Below are 19,708 nucleotides of genomic sequence, written 5' to 3'. Positions count from 1 at the left end.
ATTCAGCACATGTGAGAAGCAATCTCGCTAAATCTTTCGCACCCGCATTTCATCCCGAACGACGTACCAGTTTTGCGGGAATGAGATGCCGAGCACCCAGAAGCTTACTCCACGAAGACCATATTCAATCGCAGTCTCATATTTTGCCTTCATACTCCTCGCATCCTCAAACCACACTTCATGCTCCTTGCCTTGTGCATCTGTATATTTGTACCACGGAGAGGCGTCGCCTTCGTCAAACTGAATGGACACGTTCTGCTGTGCAGCAAGGTTAACAGCTGCGACGGGACTCAACGTTTTGGCGAACGTTCCTTGAACGAACGGCAGTGTCCAATCTCGTCCATAGGTTGGCACACCCATCATGACTTTTTCGCGAGGAATGACTGTTACGGTGTAATCCAATACTTTTCTTACTTCATCTAAAGGAGCAATCGCCATGGCCCTGCCTCCAGACCAGCCCCATTCATAGGTCATCACAACAACGAAATCGAGGATCTCGCCATGTGCTTTATAATCGTGCGCTTCATACAATAACCCTGGCTGCTCTTCTTTATATTTTGGTGCAACGGCAGACGAGATCGAATATCCCAATGGTTTATATTTTTCTACAGCGCGCCTCAAAAAATTGTTATAGTCTTCTTTATTCTCAGGATATACGTATTCAATCAAAGTTCACTCCCCGAAAACCTTTCGTTTGCATTGTTTTTAATATGTTGTTTAACACGGTCTCTTGTAAGCTCTCACTATCTAAAATAGTTTTTATTAAATCCGAATTGAACGCCCCATCTTCTATATTGGCAATACCCATAAGAGGAGCAACCCTATTTATTTTGGCTGCGGCAAGAACGCCCTCATCTTGAAGAGAAGTTAATCCGCCAGTTCTGGTAACAGAATAACTGAACGGGGTGATATACGTTAGGTAGGAGCCTACATTTCTAACTTCAGTCTGACTTGCTGTTCCCATATTAGTCACATATGCATTCACTTCTTTAATAGGTCTTTTATAGGGAATGGATAGTGTAGTGCCTGCATAGATCAAGTTAGGATTAGATATATTATTTTCCTTTTGTATACTAGCCACAGTCGTGCCATAACGACTAGCAATCGTATATAAAGATTCTCCTTGTTTTACAATATGAACAGGAATCTGGATCACTTGACCTACGTATATAACAGAAGCAAGCGGTATGTTATTCCACCCGATTAAACTCTCCACAGTTGTTCCATATCGTGAAGCAGTTTCAAAGAGTGTATCTCCAGATTGTATAGTGTAGGTTGGAAAATCATTTGGGATGACAAGTGCCTGGCCGATGACTAGGACATTTTGATTCTGAATCCCGTTAGCATTTACAATAGAAGCTAACGGGACACCATAACGACGTGAAATCTGCCAAAGAGAATCCCCCCTTTGAACAACGTGAATATACATGTATAACGCCTCCTTTTGCTCTGTAATTAATGTATTAAAACAATAAGAATTTTATGAAGGGGGACAGACCCGGGTCTGTCCCCCTTGTCGCACTGACGCTGTACAGGGTTAGTGCGGGTTGAAAAATAGTCAAAATCAATAATTGACAGTTCATTCCAAACTCTATATAATTTTCAAAAATAACCTAAAAACGTGGATGAGGAAAAGTACATTGTGAATTTGTCTTTCATAGAGAGGGAGCCGACTGGTGAAAGGTTCCTACTGACAGCCAATCGAACCTGCCTCTGAGTTCTGTATCTGATCAGTAGTGAAAGTTACAGCGGTTCAAGACCGTTATCATGAAAGAGTGTAAAGCTATGCTTTGAATTAGGGTGGTACCGCCAAGCCTTTGGTCCCTAATGATGAGCATGGCTTTTTTTATTCTAAAAACAGTGAGGTGCTATGAATGGCAAAAGAATTTGTAAAAGACGTAACAAGTATGGTGGATGATTTTGCACAATGGTACACAGATGTTGTAACAAAAGCTGAGCTGATCGATTATTCAAGCGTTCGAGGCTCTATGATCCTGAGACCTTATGGATATGCCATATGGGAGAACATCCAAAAGCAGCTGGACAATCAAATCAAACAAACAGGTCATGAGAATGTGTATATGCCACTTTTCATTCCTGAAAGCCTTCTTCAAAAAGAAAAAGACCATATTGAAGGTTTTGCGCCAGAAGTGGCATGGGTAACTCATGGCGGGGAAGAGAAACTGACTGAACGCCTTTGTGTTCGTCCGACTTCAGAAGTACTTTTTGCAGAACATTTCAAAAACATTATCCATTCCTATCGTGACTTGCCGAAGCTATACAACCAGTGGTCAAACGTTGTGAGATGGGAAAAAACAACACGGCCTTTCCTTCGCACTCTCGAGTTTCTTTGGCAAGAAGGACATACCTGTCATGAAACAGATGAAGAGGCACATGAGGAAACGGTTCGGATGCTTAACGTCTACGCAGATCTTTGCGAAACATATTTAGCTATTCCAGTCATAAAAGGGCAAAAAACAGAAAAAGAAAAGTTTGCCGGAGCGAAGTATACGTTTACAATTGAAAGCTTGATGCATGACGGAAAAGCCTTGCAATCTGGGACCTCTCACCATTTAGGTGATGGATTTGCAAAAGCATTCAGCATTGAATTCACCAACCGTGAGGGCAAGCTTCAAACGGTGCAGCAAACGTCATGGGGATTCACCACCCGCATTATCGGCGCAATGATCATGGTTCATGGCGATGACAGAGGACTTGTCGTACCGCCAAAAATTGCGCCAACACAGCTCATGATCGTACCGATTGCTCAGCATAAAGAAGGTGTATTGGATTTTGCTTATGATCTTAAAGATAAGCTTTCAAAAACAATCCGCACAGGAATTGATGCAAGTGATAAAAAACCAGGCTGGAAATTTAACGAATATGAAATGAAGGGGATTCCACTTCGACTTGAAGTTGGACCACGTGACATCGAGCAGGAGCAAGTCGTTTTAGTTCGGCGTGACACAGGAGAAAAGCAGATCGTCTCCTTACAAGACTTAGAATCTCGAATCCAAGGAACCTTACAAGACATCCAAGATCATCTCTTTAATAAGGCGAAAAAGCACAGAGAAGAGAAAACTTCGATCGCCACCACGCTTGAAGAATTTAAAGAAAGGCTTAACAATAAAACGGGCTTTATAAAAGCGATGTGGTGCGGAGATGAGGCGTGTGAAAATTACATCAAAGACGAAACGGGAGCTACTTCCCGATGCATGCCATTTCAACAAGAAAAGCTATCAGATAAATGTGTGTGCTGCGAAGAAGAAGGAAAGCACCTCGTTTATTGGGCAAAAGCTTACTAAATAGAATAGTAAAAAAGTAGGGGACAGACCCGGGTCTGTCCCCTGTGTAATTTTACACTCTCAAATCATTCTCTCTTCAACGGGAATCCCCTGTAAATGGCCTGCATCACCGTATGTACAGATACGCAAATATTCTCCCCATACTCGTACACGCCCTTTTTCTGAATGATGCCAATTGTCTCGACAGATTTCAACACCGTTATAAACAGCTGGAAAAGCATAAGGTACCATCTTGATTCCATCCGGAACATACTTTTGCAATGTTCGAATCTGCCTTCCCGCACCATGAGCTTTACAAACGACTAGGAGAGACTTCACTTTTGAAAAATCAAATACCTTCATGGCATGAGTCACGTTTTCAACGGTATTTCTCGACGTATCTTCATAGAAAATGTTTTCTTCAACAATCCCTGCTTCTATCAGCTTCTGTTTAATAAAGGTCGATTCTGGTATGTTCGCGTTTTCCCACGCACGATGCTTCACGCCTGTTGGACTTATTCCACCTGTTACGATAAACGAGTTGGCGAGCCCTTTTTCATAAATTTCGACCGCTTTTTCCCAATGACCTGGATGGGTACCGCCAAAAACAAAAACAGCATCACATACCACAGCGTTTTCTTCTTCTCCAAAAATAACATCGGTTAACCAAGTTAGCTGTTTTTCATTCATTTGTGGTACATTCACTGGTTCTTTTTCAATCCCTGGTTTCATGATCTTATCCTCCTATGCCGTTGTTTTTAAAACTGTTTCCTTTTTATAAAAACGGGCAAATGCTTGATAAAACAAGACCATTCCCAGTAAGCCAGTCATCAAATACAAACTTCCCATCGTCCATGAGGGAAGAAACGCACCAATTGTAAGTCCGAGTGATCCTGCAATCTTCGCCACTTGAAAGACGAGGCCGTTCATCGCCATATAGGAACTTCGCTTATCATCATCTGCTATATCTGCTAAAAATGATTGCCGAATTGGCACGTAAAGCAGTTCGCCAATGGTGTATATCAGAACAGCACCCATTAAAATGGACATAGAATTTGATATCCCTACGATGGCATAACCGACTGTATAAAACATTAACCCCACAAAAAAGACTTTCATGTCGTTAAACCGCTTCATCTGTTTCGTGAGCCATATCGTTAAAAGGACAACGAGCACCGTGTTTTCTGTAGATAACCAGCTCAGCATTCTGATTCCTGTCATCTCAAACGAAAAGCCATTCCAGAAGGTAAGGGTTCGCACATCAAACTCCTGATCTAAACGTACTCCGATATAATTGTGCATTTGAAACTCTAAGGATAGGATACAAATACTTGCCAAGACATAGAGCATAAATGTTTTATCATGCATAACCGACGAATAGTTTTCGATTACATCGCGTAGGACATTTCGTTTTTCAGAAGTGATTACTGCTCGCTTTGATTCAAATGATTCTGTCATCCAATACGTGACAAGCACCCATGTGAAAATAGATACCGCAGTCAAAACTAAGAACAACTCAAAACGATGTGACTTGAACAACAGTCCGCCTATAATGGCACCAAGAGCAATGGATAAATTAATCGACCAGTAATTTAAGCTGTACATGAACTTTCGGTTTTCAGGCGTACTTACGTCGATCAACATCGCTTCAGCTGCAGGATTCATCAGTCCAGAGCTTACACTCGAAACGAGCATCATCAGAAAAGTCAGCCATGCAGAATCCAAAAATGGTGAGTTCGCAATCGCCATGACCGCAATAGCGGCAACTTGTATGCCTTGAGCGGTTACCATAATTTTTTTGCGGCCGATGCGGTCAGCGATATACCCGCCGTAGAAACCTATAAATAGTGAAATTAACACGTTTACAATTAACAGTATCCCTGCAAGCACTTGGCCAAATTTCAACGAAAAGTAGATCGCCATAAACGGAAAGATCATCGTTCCTACTATTCTTGTTAAAAAAGATGTAATAATCCGGATCTTAATATTCCGGTGCAATTCCTTAAACCCCATCATTGTCACGCTCCTTATTTCCAATTTTATCTAGAAAAAGGAGAAGAAAAAGGGTAAACTTTTTATTATAATTTCCCCTTTTAATCGTTGTGGAGGTCTTCCTATGAAACTAGTAAATTATTTTGTGAATCTCAGGTTGTATCAAAAAGAAAACAATCTGCCTGACAGCTTCCATATAACCATTCACGAGCTCGGAGAAATTCTCTGCTGCTCGGAACGCAATATTAAACTTTTGTTAAAACGAATGAGTGGTGAAAACTGGCTCAAGTGGCAACCAGGAAGAGGGAGGGGCCATAAATCTGCCCTCACATTTACAAAAGACATCAGGATGAGTCTTGTAGAGGTCTTTCAAATCATGCTTGAAAAAGAAGAACTGACGGAAGCGATAGAGCTCTTAAAGGAAAACCTGCCTGAAGAGATAAAAGAAGAGATGCATCATCTGCTCAATTCCCATTTTGGCTACCAAGATAAAGAGTCCGGAACTACAAGAGATGTCCTCAAAATACCGATGACTCGAAAACTTTCAACGCTTGATCCAGCCTTTGTATCGGTATCCTCAGAATCTCATTTTGCGCGCCAGATTTATGATACGCTCTTGCAGTATGATGAAGTGGAAAAACGGTTTCAGCCTCACCTTGCACATTCGTATGATGTTGCAGAGGACGGTAAAGTCATTACCTTTTATTTAAGAAAGGGAATCATGTTTCATAACAGTAAACCGATGACAGCAAAGGACGTTTTATATACGTTTCAGAGGTTAACCAATCAGGAAATCAACTCTCCTTGTCAGTGGCAGACTGCTCTCGTGTTAGAGGTGAAGTGTCTTGACTCCTACACGATACAATTTTTCCTGAAAAGAAGAACGAGAATGTTTCTGCATTTTATCAGTTCGATCAGCATGGCGATCGTGCCAGATGACGGAACGAAATGGATCGGAACAGGGCCATTTTCAGTGGGGACCTTTACAGACGACGTCCTCATTTTGGAAACGTTTCTTGACTATTTCAAGGAAAGAGCATGGCTTGACCAAATCGAGATCTGGAGAATTCCAGCGAACTCGAAAGTTGACTTACATTATGAGCTTCCAGAAGGAAAAGATAACACAAGGGACGGAGCGGTAGACTTTTTACAAGTGGGATCCAATTACATCACGTTTAATCTGAATAAAAAGAGCATTGTACACGACTGGGAGTTTCGAAATGCGGTATACCATTTGTTCGATATTGAAAAAATGATTCGTGAGTTAGGGAAAGATAGACTGCTTGCAGCTACAAGTCTTTTTCCTGAAAAAAGTCTTAAACATCCTCCTGCCCAAAAGTCACTCCAACAAGCATTCGCCTCTCTAGAGTCTTCTGGATATAGGGGAGAGACCATTAAGATTAGCTTTTTTGATATGAAATTTAGCCATGAGGATGCCAGCTGGCTGCAGGAAAGAGCAGAGAAAATTGGACTGAAGCTCGAACTGCACCCTTTTCCACTTAATGATTATTACAAAGAGCATGTAACCGCCGATTCAGACATGATTATTATGGGAGAAATGTTTGAAAACAATGTTGTATTAGCTTTTATCAATTTTTTTAAGCATAAAGCAAGTTTTGTGAATCGCTTTTTAGCAGGGGAAGAGGAGGCGTATGTCCAGCAGTTGGTAGACTGCTTAATGGATGAAGAAGATGAAAGAATCCAATATGAAATCATGGATGAGATCGAACAGTATCTCTATGAGAAGAGGCTTTTGTTAAATAGCTATCATATATACCGGAAAAAGAGCTTCCCACTAAGTCTCAAAAATGTTTCCATGAACTCGTTCGGTTGGGCAGATTTTAGAAAGCTGTGGGTGAAGCCTGATCTGAAACGGTAAAAGAAGCCGAGTTTCACTGGCTTCTTTTTAGATCATTAGACGTATTGCTTTATAATAAGATCGGCACGCCTTATGCTTTCTCTTACTATTTCATTAGTTTCTGGGTGAGACATAATCTCTTCTGTTGTGAGCCAAAATACGTTCTCCACCTCATTTTCACTTTTAGGGTAAGCTTCTCCGCTATCGTATTCTACTAAAAAAACAATATCCACTACCTTTTTTCCAGAGTTCGAAATAAAAGAAGTGCTATGCACATATTGAGGAGTTCCTTTTACTTTAACGCCAACTTCTTCAAATACTTCTCGTATCGCAGTACGTTCCAAAATATCTGAAGAGTTTCCCTCATCCTCAACTTGACCACCAACAAGTGACAGCTCACCGGCAGCGTGTTCTTCCTTCAAACTTCGCTGGATAATGAGCCAGCAATCTCTCTGATAAACAGCTGCTTCAACGTTAACAACAAACATCATATGCCTCCTAAACTCAATGGTAGTAAGGTTCCTTATTCTAATTCCTGTGGCTTCGTTAAACCGTATAAAAACATGTGAAAAATATCGGCAGCAAGCTTCTTTCCGTTAGGAGCAGTAATTTGTGAGATCAGCATATCGTTATTAAAAAGTTGAATATAGATTACGATTGCTTGCTCGGAAAGATCAGGGTTAATTTCTCCCTTTTGCTGTGCCTCTTTAATCCCCTTTAAAATCATCGGAGCGGAGTACTTTTTCTGAAAGTCAGCAAAGTATTCCCTTAGTTCCAAATCATTGAGCAGCATTTCTTTTAATGCTTCCGGATGAATGCTTGCCACTTGTTTCGTCTTGTGGAGAATCATCGCTTTCATTTTTTCTTGAAAAGGCAAATCACTTTCCATCAACTCTTTATGAAATTCATATTGTTCTCTGGTATAGTCCTTGACCACTTCACGGAACAACGCTTCTTTACTGCCGAAGTGATTGTAGATGGTCACTTGAGAAACACCAGCCTCTTTAGCTAGGTCCTCAATTTTTATATCTTTAAAACCCTGTTTTTGAAAAAGGGTAAATGCTGCTTTTTTAATATCTGTTTGCTTTTGGATTTTCCGACGTTCATATCCGTTCAAGACCTTTCACCTCAATAATAGAATAAAACATATTTTGAAAAATAACAAACTCCATATTTCAAAAAGTTCTTGCCAAAAGAGTTTGTTCATACTATGATATTTTTGAAATATATACATATAAATATTTCAAAAAGAGGGTGAATCAAAATGATTAAAGTAGAACAGCTTACAAAACGGTTTACACCTGAAAAAGGGTTGTTTGATCTGAATTTCGATGTAAAAAAAGGCGAAGTATTCGGTTATATTGGCCCGAATGGAGCAGGAAAATCAACGACAATTCGTCATCTTATGGGTTTTATGAAGCCAGATACCGGAGAGTCTTCCATTAATGGGCTAAACTGCTGGAATAAGTCTTCTGACGTTCAGAAACTGGTTGGTTATCTCCCGGGAGAGATCGTCTTTTTAGAAGGGATGACAGGTTTAAGGTTTTTAACTCTTTTGCAAAACATGAGAAAACAAACAGATACGAAAAAAAGAGATGAACTCATTGAACGGTTTCAACTTGATGTGAAAACTCCAATTCGAAAAATGTCAAAAGGAATGAAGCAAAAGGTAGGCATTATTGCGGCATTCATGCATGAACCGGAAGTTCTTATTCTGGACGAACCGACTTCAGGTCTCGATCCACTCATGCAGCGTGTGTTTATAGATTTAATTCTAGAAGAAAAACAAAAAAATAAAACCATATTGATGTCTTCTCATAGTTTTCAGGAAATTGAGCGCACATGTGATTCTGCCGGAATGATTAAGGATGGCAGACTTGTAGCTTTAGAAGACATGCATTCACTAAGATCTGTACAGCGGAGAGTATTTGACGTAAAGGTCAAAAATGAAATAGACGTAGATATCATCCTTCAATCATCACTTCAAGCGGAAGTGACAGGAAAGAATAGCATTCACGTGACCGTTCAAGGAAACGACCAAGATTTTGTCCAATTGCTGAGCCAGTGTGAAGTGGAGCACCTCGATACCCGGCCGCAAGATCTAGAAGATATCTTTATGCATTACTATGATAGAAGGGATGTGGCAAGATGAGCGGCCATCTATACGTTGCGATGTTAAAAAGCCATGCAAAGATGCTAGGAGGCTTCATTTATGGGGCTGCTGCTTATCTCATATTAATTGTTTGGGTCTATCCATCAATCGCAGACATGAAGGGCTTTAACGACATGATTCAGGCTTTGCCGGAGGGTATGCGTAAATTAGTCGGCATGGAGAATGGTATTCATTCACTGGCAGATTATGTAGCAGGAGAATTTTATGGATTACTTTTTTTGATTATCCTGATGATATATGTCATATTAACTGCCACCCGTTTGATGGCACGCCTTGTTGATCAAGGGTCAATGGCCTACTTGCTCGCAACACCTTTTTCACGAGAAAAAATAGCGGCTACACAGGCAGCTGTTTTACTAACAGGGCTCGCCCTCATTGTCACTTTTACGACTCTTAGCGGGATTGCGGCAAGTGAGTGGCTGATCTCAGGTTATGAGTTAGATATTCCTTCTTTTATAAAACTGAATGTACTAACTTTTCTTGTCTTTTCTGTCATTGCAGCTTATTGCTTCCTCATTTCTGCTGCAAGTAATGACGAAAAGAAGGCACTGGGGCTCTCAGCTGGTATAACACTCGGATTTTACATGTTAAACTTAGCCGGGAAGTTAAGTGATAAAACGGAATGGATGGGAAACTTCACCATTTTTAAAGCATATGATCCGATTAAAATGATCAACAATGAAACGAATGCTCTTTTGACGGGATCTGCGCTCGGGATTACAACACTATTGCTAATCACAACAAGCGTGATCGTGTTTAAGAAAAGGAATTTGCCACTTTAGAAAATTGAGGGTTATTGTTCCTTTCTTTTCAAGAAAAGCGTATAATGGAAAAAATTACGTAATTCTTTGACACAATATAAAAAAACAAACATAAACTAGTAGGGCTAGGAACCGAATATTGGATAGTTTTCAGGCTGCTGTCATCATGACGGCAGCATTTCTGCTTTTATAAGGGCATTGAGGATGATTGTTATTATCAAATAGGAGGGAAGTCCATTGGAGCTTTCTGCACGAATGCAGCTCATTCTTGCTACGAGTGCCGGTATCTTTATTCTGTCTGCTTGGCTAATGGAAGAATACTCTCAATCTCCATTTTATGTGCTTTTTTATATACTAGCTTTTGTGGTCGGCGGATTCGCAAAAGCGGTGGAGGGTGTACTAAAAAGCTGGGAAGAGAAGCAATTCAATGTTGAGCTTTTAATGATGATTGCAGCAATTGGTTCAGCAGCTATCGGATATTGGGGAGAAGGAGCTGTACTGATCTTAATTTTTGCTTATTCAGGCGCACTTGAAATGTACACGTTACAAAAAAGCGATAGAGAAATTAAGTCGCTCATCTCACTGCAGCCAGAGGAAGCTTGGCTCATTTCAGAGGATAAAGAATTTAGGGTAAATGCATCCACCTTAGAGCCTGGTAACCTTATAAAAGTAAAGCCTGGAGAACGAATACCAGCAGACGGCATTGTGAAAAAAGGGAGATCCTTTGTAAACGAATCTGCCTTAACCGGGGAGTCTGTTCCAAAGGAAATACAGCCTTCGTCAGACGTACTTGCCGGCACGCTTAATCAGTCAGGACTGCTGGAGATCTCAGTTACCAAACATATGCAAGACTCTGTGTTTCAAAGAATGATAGACCTTGTAAACAAGGCACAAAGTGAAGCTCCCCCTGTCCAAAGGAAAATAGAAGAATTTGAAGCGAAATACGTCCTTTTTGTTCTATTAGCAGCTGCACTGACCATTTTAGTGCCAGGATCAACCGGATTCTGGAGTTATTCAGAATCACTGTACCGAGCTTGCGTTCTGCTCGTTGTAGCATCACCGTGTGCGCTAGTCGCTTCTACAATGCCTGCTCTGCTTGCTTCCCTCTCAAACGCGGCAAAGCAGGGAATCCTTTTTAAAAGTGGGGTCTTCTTAGAAAAATTAAGCTCAGTAAACGTTATTGCCTTTGATAAAACAGGTACGTTAACGGAAGGAAATCCCGTCGTAACCAACGCTATATTTCTTCATGATTCCATAACCGAAAACGAGATGATGCCAATTGTATATGCAATTGAAAAGAACAGTACTCACCCCTTGGCAAAGGCAATATTGGCGAAAATAAAACCATTACTCCAATCGAGCGAAACAGAATTAACAGATTATGAGGATATTCCAGGTTTAGGCGTTAAAGCAACGGTTGAGGGAATCCAATGGAAAATCGGAAGCAGGGAGTTAACAGGAATCAGTGAAAAACAAGAGATAAAGCTAATTTCAGATAGCATAAAAGAAGAAGAGGATACGGGTCAAACGGTCGTATATGTAACAGCAGATGATCAACTTGCGTCCTATTTTCTAATAGGAGATACCGTCCGAAGCGAAACGGTGGAAGCGATAGAGGCACTTCAGGATAAACAAATATTAACGCTTATGTTAACAGGTGATTCTAAGCGAGGCGCTGAAATAATTGGGAAACTCGCGAAAGTAGATGAAGTCGGTTACTCCTGTATGCCTGAAGATAAAGTGAATACAGTCCAAAAATGGAAAGACCGTCAAGCTGTTGTTGCGATGATTGGAGACGGGGTGAACGATGCACCAGCATTAGCCGTAGCTGATGTCGGCGTTGCGATGGGCATGGGCAGTGATGCGGCAATCGAAACCGCAGACGTTATCCTTGTAAAAAATGATTTAAGTAAACTGCTTTATGCGATGAATTTATCTGAGCGGTTATCAAAAATTGTGAAACAAAACATTGTATTTTCTATAAGTGTTATCCTATTTTTGTTGTTTGCGAATTACTTTCAATTCTTGACGCTCCCATTCGGTGTGATCGGGCATGAAGGAAGCACGATACTTGTCATCCTAAACGGACTTCGCTTATTAAGATAAAACAAGACAAAAGCCGGGACAATTGAGCCCGGCTTTTGTAGTGGATTAATAGGTTTTTGTGTTCACGTCACTCTGTTTCTTCGCGTAAGAAGAATCCGTTCCTGTTTTTTGCTGTGCACTTACAGATGAAGTTGCCGATGACTGAGTGACATACCCATCTTTTTCAGCTTCTTTTTTCCCTTCATTTGCTGTATTTTTTGCTTCTTGGAGCTTTTGACGTGCAGATATGGTCATGTTGCTTGTTTTTTCTTTCAAGGAATCCATACCGTCTTTAGCATCCATTTTGCCAAGCTGTGCTTTTAACATCGTTTCATCTTTCAATTGCATCGTACGTTCTTTAAGTCTGATAGAAGAGTCACGCAAATCTTCTCTTAGCTCATTGCCTTTTTTCGGAGCATACAGAAAAGCTGCAGCTGCACCCACTAACCCTCCGAGTACAAGTCCTGTTTTAAAACCAGACCCAGACCCTTTCTTATCATCATATGTGTCACGTGTTTGAAAATCAGCTTGAGTAAAAACAGGTTCGGCAGTTGTTGTTGTTTCGTTTTGCATTTTATCAATTCCTCCTTTTTTACTTGTATACAAACCGTACCCCTATCAGTTTAATACTAAACACTTGAAGGGGCGCACAGATTGAAAATAAGGAGGTTGACCTATATGTCCAATAGAAAAAGCCGGGCTTTTACACCCGGCCGGTTTTCTATTTATTTCATTAGCTTTTGAGTTCAGGAAGCATGCGAATTTCCTCAGTCATTGCGGATTTGCAAATGGGGCATTGAGGTTCTTTTTGCAGTGAATAATCAGCACGCATCCAGCATGAGCACCCTTCACTCGTACATGCCCAAACCTTCGTTTCCACGTCTGGAATCGGCTCTGCAGGTTGTTTTGAAAAAAAAGCCATAGATATCCCCCTTTTCTGTTCTACTTATAGTATACGCCTAAAAGAGGAAAAATATGTATCAATTTGATTACATATTTAAAATTGGTTCATTTTTTTTGCTGATTTCCTGTGCCCACGAATGATGAATGGAACGAATTTCATAGGGAGAGTGGAGTGTGATATTCGCATTTAACGGCCATAAATATTCTGCTGTTTTTTCTAATGCCGTCAAAAGAATTCTGCCCTTCATTATTGCGGTACCATCTTCCTGTTTGAATAAAAACTGCTTTAAATAATGATGAGACATGCAGTATGGTATGCCTTCAGGTGCTATATCTGCTTCAAGTTCTACATAAGACCGAGGTGTAATTTGAGATGCCCAATTATGAATGGTTATATTTGAAAAATCTTTCACATCCATCGGTTCATAGTTAATAACTGCCTGAGTAATATCTGAAAGATTAAAAATATGATAATCCATAAGAGAGTAACAAAACGCAGGGCAGTACCACTCATCTTTTTCATTGTATATCCCAATTGGCTGCATGTTGCAATATGTAGCAGAATTATCAAACTTATAGAGTATGGTAGCAATTTTCTGTTTTATGGCTGCTTCAAACAAGACATTTGAAAGTGCGCTTTTTTGTGGAAGCGGAGATTGCACATATAAACGTTTTTGAACGTTTTCCCAATTTTCCTTCGCATCATCTGGCAAATATTGAAGAAGTTTATGAGATATAGATCTTGATTGTATCTGGAATGGGAAGCTGTCTTGTTCATATGGCTGCAGACTAAACAAAATAGCGGAAGCTTCCAGCTCAGTGAAACCGATTGGGGGGAGAATCCTGTCGTTCTCCATTCGATATCCGCCATGTGGGCCAAATTCAGAAACGATAGGCAATCCCATATCAATAAGGCGAATAAGATCTCGTTGTATCGTGCGTGTTGAAACTTGAAATTCTATTGCTAATTCTTTTAATGTAAAATGTTTTTTTGAATTAATGGAAAGTAATAGTTTTTCCAGTCTTTTTATTTTTGACATATCTGACCCCTATTTTTTATTAAAACTTTGAAACTTATCAGTGTGTTATATATCGTACAAATTCACTGAATTGTTAGTGTTTCGGCAAATAAAGTCAAAATAATTAGCAAGTAAAAACACAAATAAAAAACACGTCATTCATATGAATAACGTGTAAAAGTAGTATGGTAGGTAGTAAGACTAAGCTGCGAAAATTAATTTTTTCAAGGTGTCACCACGAATCAAGTTTTGACGATTGCAGAAAGATGTTCAATAGAATGAACCATGTCAGACAATTGCTTTTCAGTAAGCTGTGACATGTATTTTATCAGGACACCATTTCTTTTTTCCTGAATCAAACCGAAAGTATGTAAACCTAATGCATTCAGCTGAACATATACGATTCGGCGGTCCAATTCAGAACGATAGCGATCAACCAATCCGCGCTTAACAAGTCGGTCGATGATGACGGTAGTAGCACTCGCACGTACTTTCATAGCATCAGCAATTTCAGATACCGTCCACTTCTCACGGCTTGAAAGTGTTTTCAAAATTTGAAACTGAGTTGAGGTAATCTCCTCTTCCTCCCAAATTTCAGGCTTTAACACGTCCATAATCTCTAAAAATGCCTTTTCAATACGTTCTACTTCCAATAAGATATTTTTACTATCTGCTACCACTTTCACAGTACTGCCTCCTTAGCTTACATTACTCCTATTTTAATATAAATTTCCGATAAGTTCCATATATATGTAGTATAAAGTATCTAGTTCCCAATGTGTATCTCTGTGCTAGTATTTAAACTATTGAAATATAGATTTAATGTAGTTATAAAATTATTTTCTCCTTATAAAAGAGGAATTTCTTTTGTGAACATCTAATAGAAAAAGAGAGAAAAAGGGGGAAGTAAAATGGCACGTATCGCATGGATAACAGACAGTACAAGCTGTATTACACAGGAAGAAGCGAAACAGCTTGGCATTCATATCGTACCGGTTTCAGTCATTATGGAAGATGCTGTGTACAAAGATGGTGTTGATATCACACCGGATGAATTTTATGCAAAATTAGAGAACATTGCTGAGCTCCCAAAAACGAGTCAGCCTACAGTTGGTGAATTTTCTGAGTTTTATGAAAAGCTAAAACAAAATTATGACTGCGGTATAGCCGTCCATGTTTCAGAAAAGTTTAGTGGTACAATCAATGGTTCAAGATTAGGTGCGGATATGACAGATTTTCCTGTCCACATCGTAGATTCAAAAATTACATCAGAAGCGATGAAACAACTCGTTTTAAAAGGAATGAGGCTTGAGAAAGAAGGGCTCGATCCAGAAGAAATCGCTGTTGTACTGAGAAATGCCGCGGACCATGTAAAAGGTTTTGTCTGTATTGGAAGTCTGGAACAATTAAGACGCGGGGGGAGATTGTCTGGAGCAAGTTTTTTAGTAGGAAACCTTTTGCAGATTAAGCCCATTTTAACATTTGACGATGGCTCTCTTGTTCCGTTTGAAAAAATCAGGACGTTAAAGAAAGCAGAGTCTCGTGTACTTGCTCTTTTTGAAGAAGCGGCCCAACGGTCAAATGTGAACGGTGTAAGCGTCATTTACAGCGGCTCTTCTGAAAAAGCGGAATCGTGGCTTCACATGCTAAAAGAGAAATACCCTGAAGTAACAATTAATTTGGGACAGTTAAGCCCAGCTATCGGTGTGCATGTAGGTGCGGGCACCCTCGGCATCCTGTGGTTTGAAGAGAAATAGCAGTAGGGGACAGACCCGGGTCTGTCCCCAAACAAATACAAAAACTTCAATTTTGTGTATGTGGAAAGGACACAACAGTGGTAAACCATAGAAAAGAGCCCTCCTTTAGGGCTTTTTCTATTGTTTATCACTTTCGAATCGCTGCACCTATTAAAATAATCCATAGTAAAAGAAGCGGAAGAAGGTATTGCGGCTTTGAAAACAGTTCGATCGAATAAAACTCTTTTCCGATCGTGCGCAGGTTCGTCAAAATGATTAATCCGCCTGCCAACACCCCGAGAAGTGCTGGTTTCAAATGTTTAACGAGCCAAGCCGCAAAAGGAGCCGCAATCACCCCGCCTAGCATCATCGCTAACACGATCTGCCAATACAACGTATCCCAACCGATAAATAAAAAGAATCCAAGGGAAGCTGATGAGGAGACTGCAAATTCACTAAAGTTTACTGAGCCAATCGCTTTACTAGGGGTGAGGTTTTGTTGAGTAAGCAATAAAGGAGTTGTCATTGGACCCCAACCGCCTCCACCCGTAGCATCCATAAATCCTGCGATAAACCCTACAGGTCTGTATAAAGCCTGCCTCTTGTGATCATTTTTTCTTTCAGCCTCAACTTTTACTTTTAAAAACAGAAAACGAAACAGTACGTATACACCTAGTCCCAATAAAAATAATGAGATATATGGCTTTATAAAACTCGCAGGGATATAACTTAGAAAAGCCGCTCCTAAAAATGCTCCCACGGCACCCGGCAAGACTAATCTTTTAACGATTTTCAAATCAACATTTCCAAATTTAAGATGGGAATAGCCTGAAACAGCTGATGTTACTACTTCCGAAAGATGAACGGAGGCAGAAGCAACAGCTGGAGAGAGTCCTACCATTAATAAAAGGGTAGTAGATGTTACTCCATATGCCATACCAAGAGAGCCGTCAATAAGCTGTGCTGCTAGTCCGATAAAGGCTAATATGATTATTTTTTTCACGATTGTCCTCCAATAAGAAGATATCTTATAAGTTATGTGGACAACGGTATTCTGGTTCAGGCCAAATGTTCAGTATTGTCCTTGTCTTTTGTAAAATAGAGAAAACGCCTATTCTGCCTTGATTTAAATCATTGTTTTTTTGTTCATTTTTCGATAAGGTAATAGACAGTGTTGCACATAGAGGTTAAGAGCCTTTATTTTGTGGAATAATACAAAAAAAGAACGAAATACATAAAATGGAGTGATTAGATCAATGGAAATCGGATTAATCGGCCTGGGGAAAATGGGCTTTAATATGGCTTTGAACATGAATGATAAAGGATATACAGTCTTTGCAACGGACGTTAATAAAGACACAGTTAAAGAAATTTCTTCACAAGGAGTTAAAGGGGTAGACTCTATTGAAGAACTGGCAAACTCTTTTACCGATCGAAAAGCTATTATTTTACTTGTTCCTGCTGGTGAAATCGTTGACCAAGTGATCAGCGAACTAAAGCCACACCTATCTGAAGGTGATATTATAGTAGATGCCGGAAACTCCATGTACAAGCACACTCTTCGCCGTTATGAAGAGCTAAAAACGGAAGGTATTCATTTTGTTGATGTTGGTACGAGTGGTGGAACAGATGGTGCTCGTTATGGACTTTGTGCAATGATGGGTGGAGACAAAGAGGCGGTCGATTACCTCGCTCCACTATATCAAAAGATATCTGTTGAAAATGGATTCATGATCACAGGACGTGCTGGATCTGGCCACTTTTTAAAGATGGTTCATAACGGAATTGAGTACGGAATGATGCAAGCAATCGGTGAAGGTTTTGAAATTCTGGACAAGAGTGACTTTGACTATGACTACGAAGCCGTTTCGAAAGTTTGGAATAACGGATCAGTTATCCGAAGCTGGCTGATGGAGTTAATGGAAAATGCCTTCAGTAAGCAGCCTAATCTCGAAGACATCCGCGGTGTTATGAACTCTTCTGGTGAAGGAATCTGGACAATTGAAGCAGCTCTAGACTATCAAGCTTCAGCACCCGTTATTGCACTTTCACAATTTATGCGTTTCCGTTCACAAGAAGATGACACGTTCCACGGTAAAGTGGTTGCGGCACTTCGTAATGAATTCGGCGGACATGCCGTTGTAAAAAAATAAAGCGTTGAATAAGGACCTCTGTGCTTGCTAAAACAGAGGTCTTTAAATTATTCATAAAAAATTGGCATATACTAATTGTGACCCGAAAAGAATAGGAGTTTTAGACATGGAACAAAAATATGTTAGGGAATCCATTACCGTAAAATCTTCAGTCGTACTGCCTCCTGATACGAATAATCATGGCACACTTTTTGGCGGTAAGCTGATGGCGTATATTGATGATGTTGCTGCTATTTCTGCAATTCGTCATGCGCGAAAGCATGTCGTAACGGCTTCAACTGATTCAGTGGATTTTTTGCATCCGATAAAAGAAGGGCACTCGGTTTGTCTAGAGTCGTTCGTGACGTGGACAAAAACAACGTCAATGGAGGTTTTTGTGAAAGTCATATCCGAAAATCTTCTATCAGGGGAACGTATGGTATGTGCGGTATCCTTTTTAACATTCGTAGCAATGGATGAGGACGGCAAACCAACACCTGTGCCAAAAGTTATACCTGAAACGGAAGAAGAGAAGTGGCTTCATGCACATGCCCCTGAACGGGCGGTCGCCAGAAAAAAACGCCGTGAAGCAAGTAAAAGACTTGCAAAAGAATTTGGTGTAAAAAAGCCTTGGGAAACAATTTGAGTACAAAGATATATTTTTGAAATTTACACTTGATAAGATTCGCAAATTGAAAATTAGATGCTATAATAAAATTAACCTTTTTCCAGCCAGGGATACAGAACCCTGGCATTAAACTGTTAATTTACTGTAAGTCCCTATTTCGTGTTTACAACGAGTTAGGGACTTTTTGTGTTCTATCAAAACACCCTTATTGCTTAAGTTGTTTTACCTAATTCAATGATTGTTGTATGCTTTAGAAGAATGTATCTGTATACAAAATCTTTCTATTTCATGACGAAAAGGAGTGAAGATTTATGTGTGGCCGTTACTTCCTTTATTATGATAAAGATATCATTATCGATGCCTTTCATTTAATAAATGAGTTTAATTATGAAGAAAAGTTCAATGTAGCCCCAAGTCACAATATCCTTACGATCATTAGAGGAAGTGAAGGCAATAGAGCGGGATATATGAAATGGGGACTTATCCCAAAGTGGGCGAATGATCCTAAAATTGGAAACAAATTAATTAACGCCAGAAGTGAAACGGTCCATGAGAAACCTAGTTTTAAAGAATCCTTTTATCAAAAACGGTGTTTGATCCCATCAAGCGGATTTTATGAATGGGTAAAAGAGGGCAGCCGGAAACAGCCGTATCAATTTTCGTTAAAAGAGAAAGTACCTTTTGCGTTTGCAGGAATCTGGTCAAGATGGAAAAGAGAATCGGAAGGCAAATTTGAAGAAAAAATCACATGTTCAATTCTTACAAAAGAATCCAATTCCTTTATGAGAAATTATCATGATAGAATGCCTATTATGCTTCAGCCAGAAGAAGGAGAAATGTGGTTGAATCGTCTCTCTGAAAAAAAAGAACTTCTGAAACTTGTAGCTCAAAATAACCCAGAACTCGTCGCTGAACGAGTAACAATAGATCTTAATACACATAATAACTGATTCCATCTGACCAAACGTCAGAAGGATTTTTTTTTTAGGTAAACAGAGTCACCTGCTACTTATCATACATGGTAGAAGAGAACTAGAATGTAAATTTATTGTAAGTCTTTTTTACTGTTTTGACATAAAACTAACATTTGAGTTAACAAATTTGTGTTATATTTTTCATGAATTTACTACGTTTTAC

Annotated in this window: 20 protein-coding genes and 1 other annotated feature; of the genes, 9 read left to right on the top strand and 11 right to left on the bottom strand. The window is 39.8% G+C overall.

Features of this window, described 5'->3' with window-relative positions; all coding sequences use genetic code 11:
- Nucleotides 1-27 precede the first annotated feature (27 nt).
- Both KUV80_RS18595 and KUV80_RS18590 read right to left on the bottom strand, forming a co-directional pair.
- The gene (locus KUV80_RS18595; protein ID WP_246625045.1) at nucleotides 28-669 is read right to left on the bottom strand and encodes a glycosyl hydrolase family 18 protein; all 642 of its coding nucleotides are present in this window, start codon (nucleotides 667-669) and stop codon (nucleotides 28-30) included.
- Nucleotides 662-1,429: a LysM peptidoglycan-binding domain-containing protein gene (locus KUV80_RS18590; protein WP_246625044.1), complete on the bottom strand. Its 768-nt coding sequence runs from the start codon at nucleotides 1,427-1,429 to the stop codon at nucleotides 662-664. Before KUV80_RS18590 ends, KUV80_RS18595 begins: the two co-directional genes overlap by 8 nt.
- Nucleotides 1,430-1,613: 184 nt before the next feature.
- Nucleotides 1,614-1,829 (top strand) — a binding site (T-box leader).
- 45 nt (nucleotides 1,830-1,874) lie between these two features.
- On the opposite strand from KUV80_RS18590, the gene proS reads away from it, so the two are divergent.
- Nucleotides 1,875-3,305, top strand: coding sequence for a proline--tRNA ligase (gene proS, locus KUV80_RS07525; RefSeq protein WP_222462031.1), 1,431 nt, complete (start codon nucleotides 1,875-1,877; stop codon nucleotides 3,303-3,305).
- Nucleotides 3,306-3,365: 60 nt separating this feature from the next.
- Here the strand turns inward: proS and KUV80_RS07520 are convergent, their stop codons facing one another.
- Together KUV80_RS07520 and KUV80_RS07515 are read right to left on the bottom strand one after the other, a co-directional pair.
- Complete coding sequence (locus tag KUV80_RS07520; RefSeq protein ID WP_222462030.1) at nucleotides 3,366-4,016, bottom strand: YdcF family protein; 651 nt, start codon at nucleotides 4,014-4,016, stop codon at nucleotides 3,366-3,368.
- 12 nt (nucleotides 4,017-4,028) lie between these two features.
- Entirely contained in the window at nucleotides 4,029-5,297 is a 1,269-nt protein-coding gene (locus tag KUV80_RS07515) for an MDR family MFS transporter (protein ID WP_222462283.1), read from the bottom strand.
- A gap of 103 nt (nucleotides 5,298-5,400) precedes the next feature.
- Here KUV80_RS07515 and KUV80_RS07510 point away from each other — a divergent pair, with 103 nt between their 5' ends.
- On the top strand, nucleotides 5,401-7,155 hold the full coding sequence (locus KUV80_RS07510; protein ID WP_222462029.1) for an ABC transporter substrate-binding protein: 1,755 nt from the start codon (nucleotides 5,401-5,403) through the stop codon (nucleotides 7,153-7,155).
- Nucleotides 7,156-7,190: 35 nt separating this feature from the next.
- On the opposite strand, the gene KUV80_RS07505 is transcribed toward KUV80_RS07510, so the two are convergent.
- Nucleotides 7,191-7,622 (bottom strand): NUDIX hydrolase, encoded by a 432-nt coding sequence (locus tag KUV80_RS07505; RefSeq protein WP_222462028.1) that lies wholly within the window; start codon nucleotides 7,620-7,622, stop codon nucleotides 7,191-7,193.
- Nucleotides 7,623-7,657: 35 nt separating this feature from the next.
- Nucleotides 7,658-8,251, bottom strand: coding sequence for a TetR/AcrR family transcriptional regulator (locus KUV80_RS07500; protein ID WP_222462027.1), 594 nt, complete (start codon nucleotides 8,249-8,251; stop codon nucleotides 7,658-7,660).
- A gap of 147 nt (nucleotides 8,252-8,398) precedes the next feature.
- Here KUV80_RS07500 and KUV80_RS07495 point away from each other — a divergent pair, with 147 nt between their 5' ends.
- From KUV80_RS07495 to KUV80_RS07485, 3 genes are all read left to right on the top strand, one after another.
- On the top strand, nucleotides 8,399-9,286 hold the full coding sequence (locus KUV80_RS07495; protein WP_222462026.1) for an ABC transporter ATP-binding protein: 888 nt from the start codon (nucleotides 8,399-8,401) through the stop codon (nucleotides 9,284-9,286).
- Nucleotides 9,283-10,089, top strand: a complete 807-nt coding sequence (locus KUV80_RS07490) for an ABC transporter permease (protein WP_222462025.1) — start codon at nucleotides 9,283-9,285, stop codon at nucleotides 10,087-10,089. Before KUV80_RS07495 ends, KUV80_RS07490 begins: the two co-directional genes overlap by 4 nt.
- Before the next feature lie 216 nt (nucleotides 10,090-10,305).
- Nucleotides 10,306-12,174, top strand: coding sequence for a heavy metal translocating P-type ATPase (locus KUV80_RS07485; protein WP_222462024.1), 1,869 nt, complete (start codon nucleotides 10,306-10,308; stop codon nucleotides 12,172-12,174).
- Between the two features lie 45 nt (nucleotides 12,175-12,219).
- Here KUV80_RS07485 and KUV80_RS07480 read toward each other — a convergent pair whose 3' ends face one another.
- From KUV80_RS07480 to KUV80_RS07465, 4 genes are all read right to left on the bottom strand, one after another.
- Nucleotides 12,220-12,726 carry a YtxH domain-containing protein gene (locus KUV80_RS07480; protein WP_222462023.1) on the bottom strand — a complete coding sequence of 169 codons (507 nt, stop codon included), beginning with the start codon at nucleotides 12,724-12,726 and terminating at the stop codon, nucleotides 12,220-12,222.
- A gap of 160 nt (nucleotides 12,727-12,886) precedes the next feature.
- Nucleotides 12,887-13,075, bottom strand: a complete 189-nt coding sequence (locus tag KUV80_RS07475) for a cold-shock protein (protein ID WP_222462022.1) — start codon at nucleotides 13,073-13,075, stop codon at nucleotides 12,887-12,889.
- A 67-nt stretch (nucleotides 13,076-13,142) separates the two neighbouring features.
- A complete protein-coding gene (locus KUV80_RS07470) occupies nucleotides 13,143-14,096 on the bottom strand; it encodes a helix-turn-helix transcriptional regulator (RefSeq protein ID WP_222462021.1) in 954 nt (317 codons plus the stop codon).
- Nucleotides 14,097-14,317: 221 nt separating this feature from the next.
- Entirely contained in the window at nucleotides 14,318-14,761 is a 444-nt protein-coding gene (locus KUV80_RS07465; RefSeq protein ID WP_222462020.1) for a MarR family winged helix-turn-helix transcriptional regulator, read from the bottom strand.
- Nucleotides 14,762-14,986: 225 nt separating this feature from the next.
- Between KUV80_RS07465 and KUV80_RS07460 the strand changes: the two genes are divergently transcribed.
- Nucleotides 14,987-15,832 carry a DegV family protein gene (locus KUV80_RS07460; protein ID WP_222462019.1) on the top strand — a complete coding sequence of 282 codons (846 nt, stop codon included), beginning with the start codon at nucleotides 14,987-14,989 and terminating at the stop codon, nucleotides 15,830-15,832.
- A gap of 127 nt (nucleotides 15,833-15,959) precedes the next feature.
- Here KUV80_RS07460 and KUV80_RS07455 read toward each other — a convergent pair whose 3' ends face one another.
- Nucleotides 15,960-16,814: a sulfite exporter TauE/SafE family protein gene (locus KUV80_RS07455; RefSeq protein WP_222462018.1), complete on the bottom strand. Its 855-nt coding sequence runs from the start codon at nucleotides 16,812-16,814 to the stop codon at nucleotides 15,960-15,962.
- A gap of 253 nt (nucleotides 16,815-17,067) precedes the next feature.
- Between KUV80_RS07455 and gnd the strand changes: the two genes are divergently transcribed.
- The 3 genes from gnd to KUV80_RS07440 all read left to right on the top strand — a co-directional run bounded on the left by gnd (nucleotide 17,068) and on the right by KUV80_RS07440 (nucleotide 19,521).
- Entirely contained in the window at nucleotides 17,068-17,964 is an 897-nt protein-coding gene (gnd, locus tag KUV80_RS07450; protein WP_222462017.1) for a phosphogluconate dehydrogenase (NAD(+)-dependent, decarboxylating), read from the top strand.
- A 106-nt stretch (nucleotides 17,965-18,070) separates the two neighbouring features.
- Nucleotides 18,071-18,589 (top strand): acyl-CoA thioesterase, encoded by a 519-nt coding sequence (locus tag KUV80_RS07445; protein WP_222462016.1) that lies wholly within the window; start codon nucleotides 18,071-18,073, stop codon nucleotides 18,587-18,589.
- 293 nt (nucleotides 18,590-18,882) lie between these two features.
- A complete protein-coding gene (locus tag KUV80_RS07440) occupies nucleotides 18,883-19,521 on the top strand; it encodes an SOS response-associated peptidase (protein WP_222462015.1) in 639 nt (212 codons plus the stop codon).
- Nucleotides 19,522-19,708 lie beyond the last annotated feature (187 nt).

Source organism: Fictibacillus nanhaiensis, from assembly GCF_019801215.1.
In the GTDB taxonomy this organism is placed as follows: Bacteria; Bacillota; Bacilli; order Bacillales; family Fictibacillaceae; genus Fictibacillus; species Fictibacillus nanhaiensis_C.
Note: the sequence above shows the minus strand (reverse complement) of the source record. Positions and strands in the feature narration are given on the sequence as shown.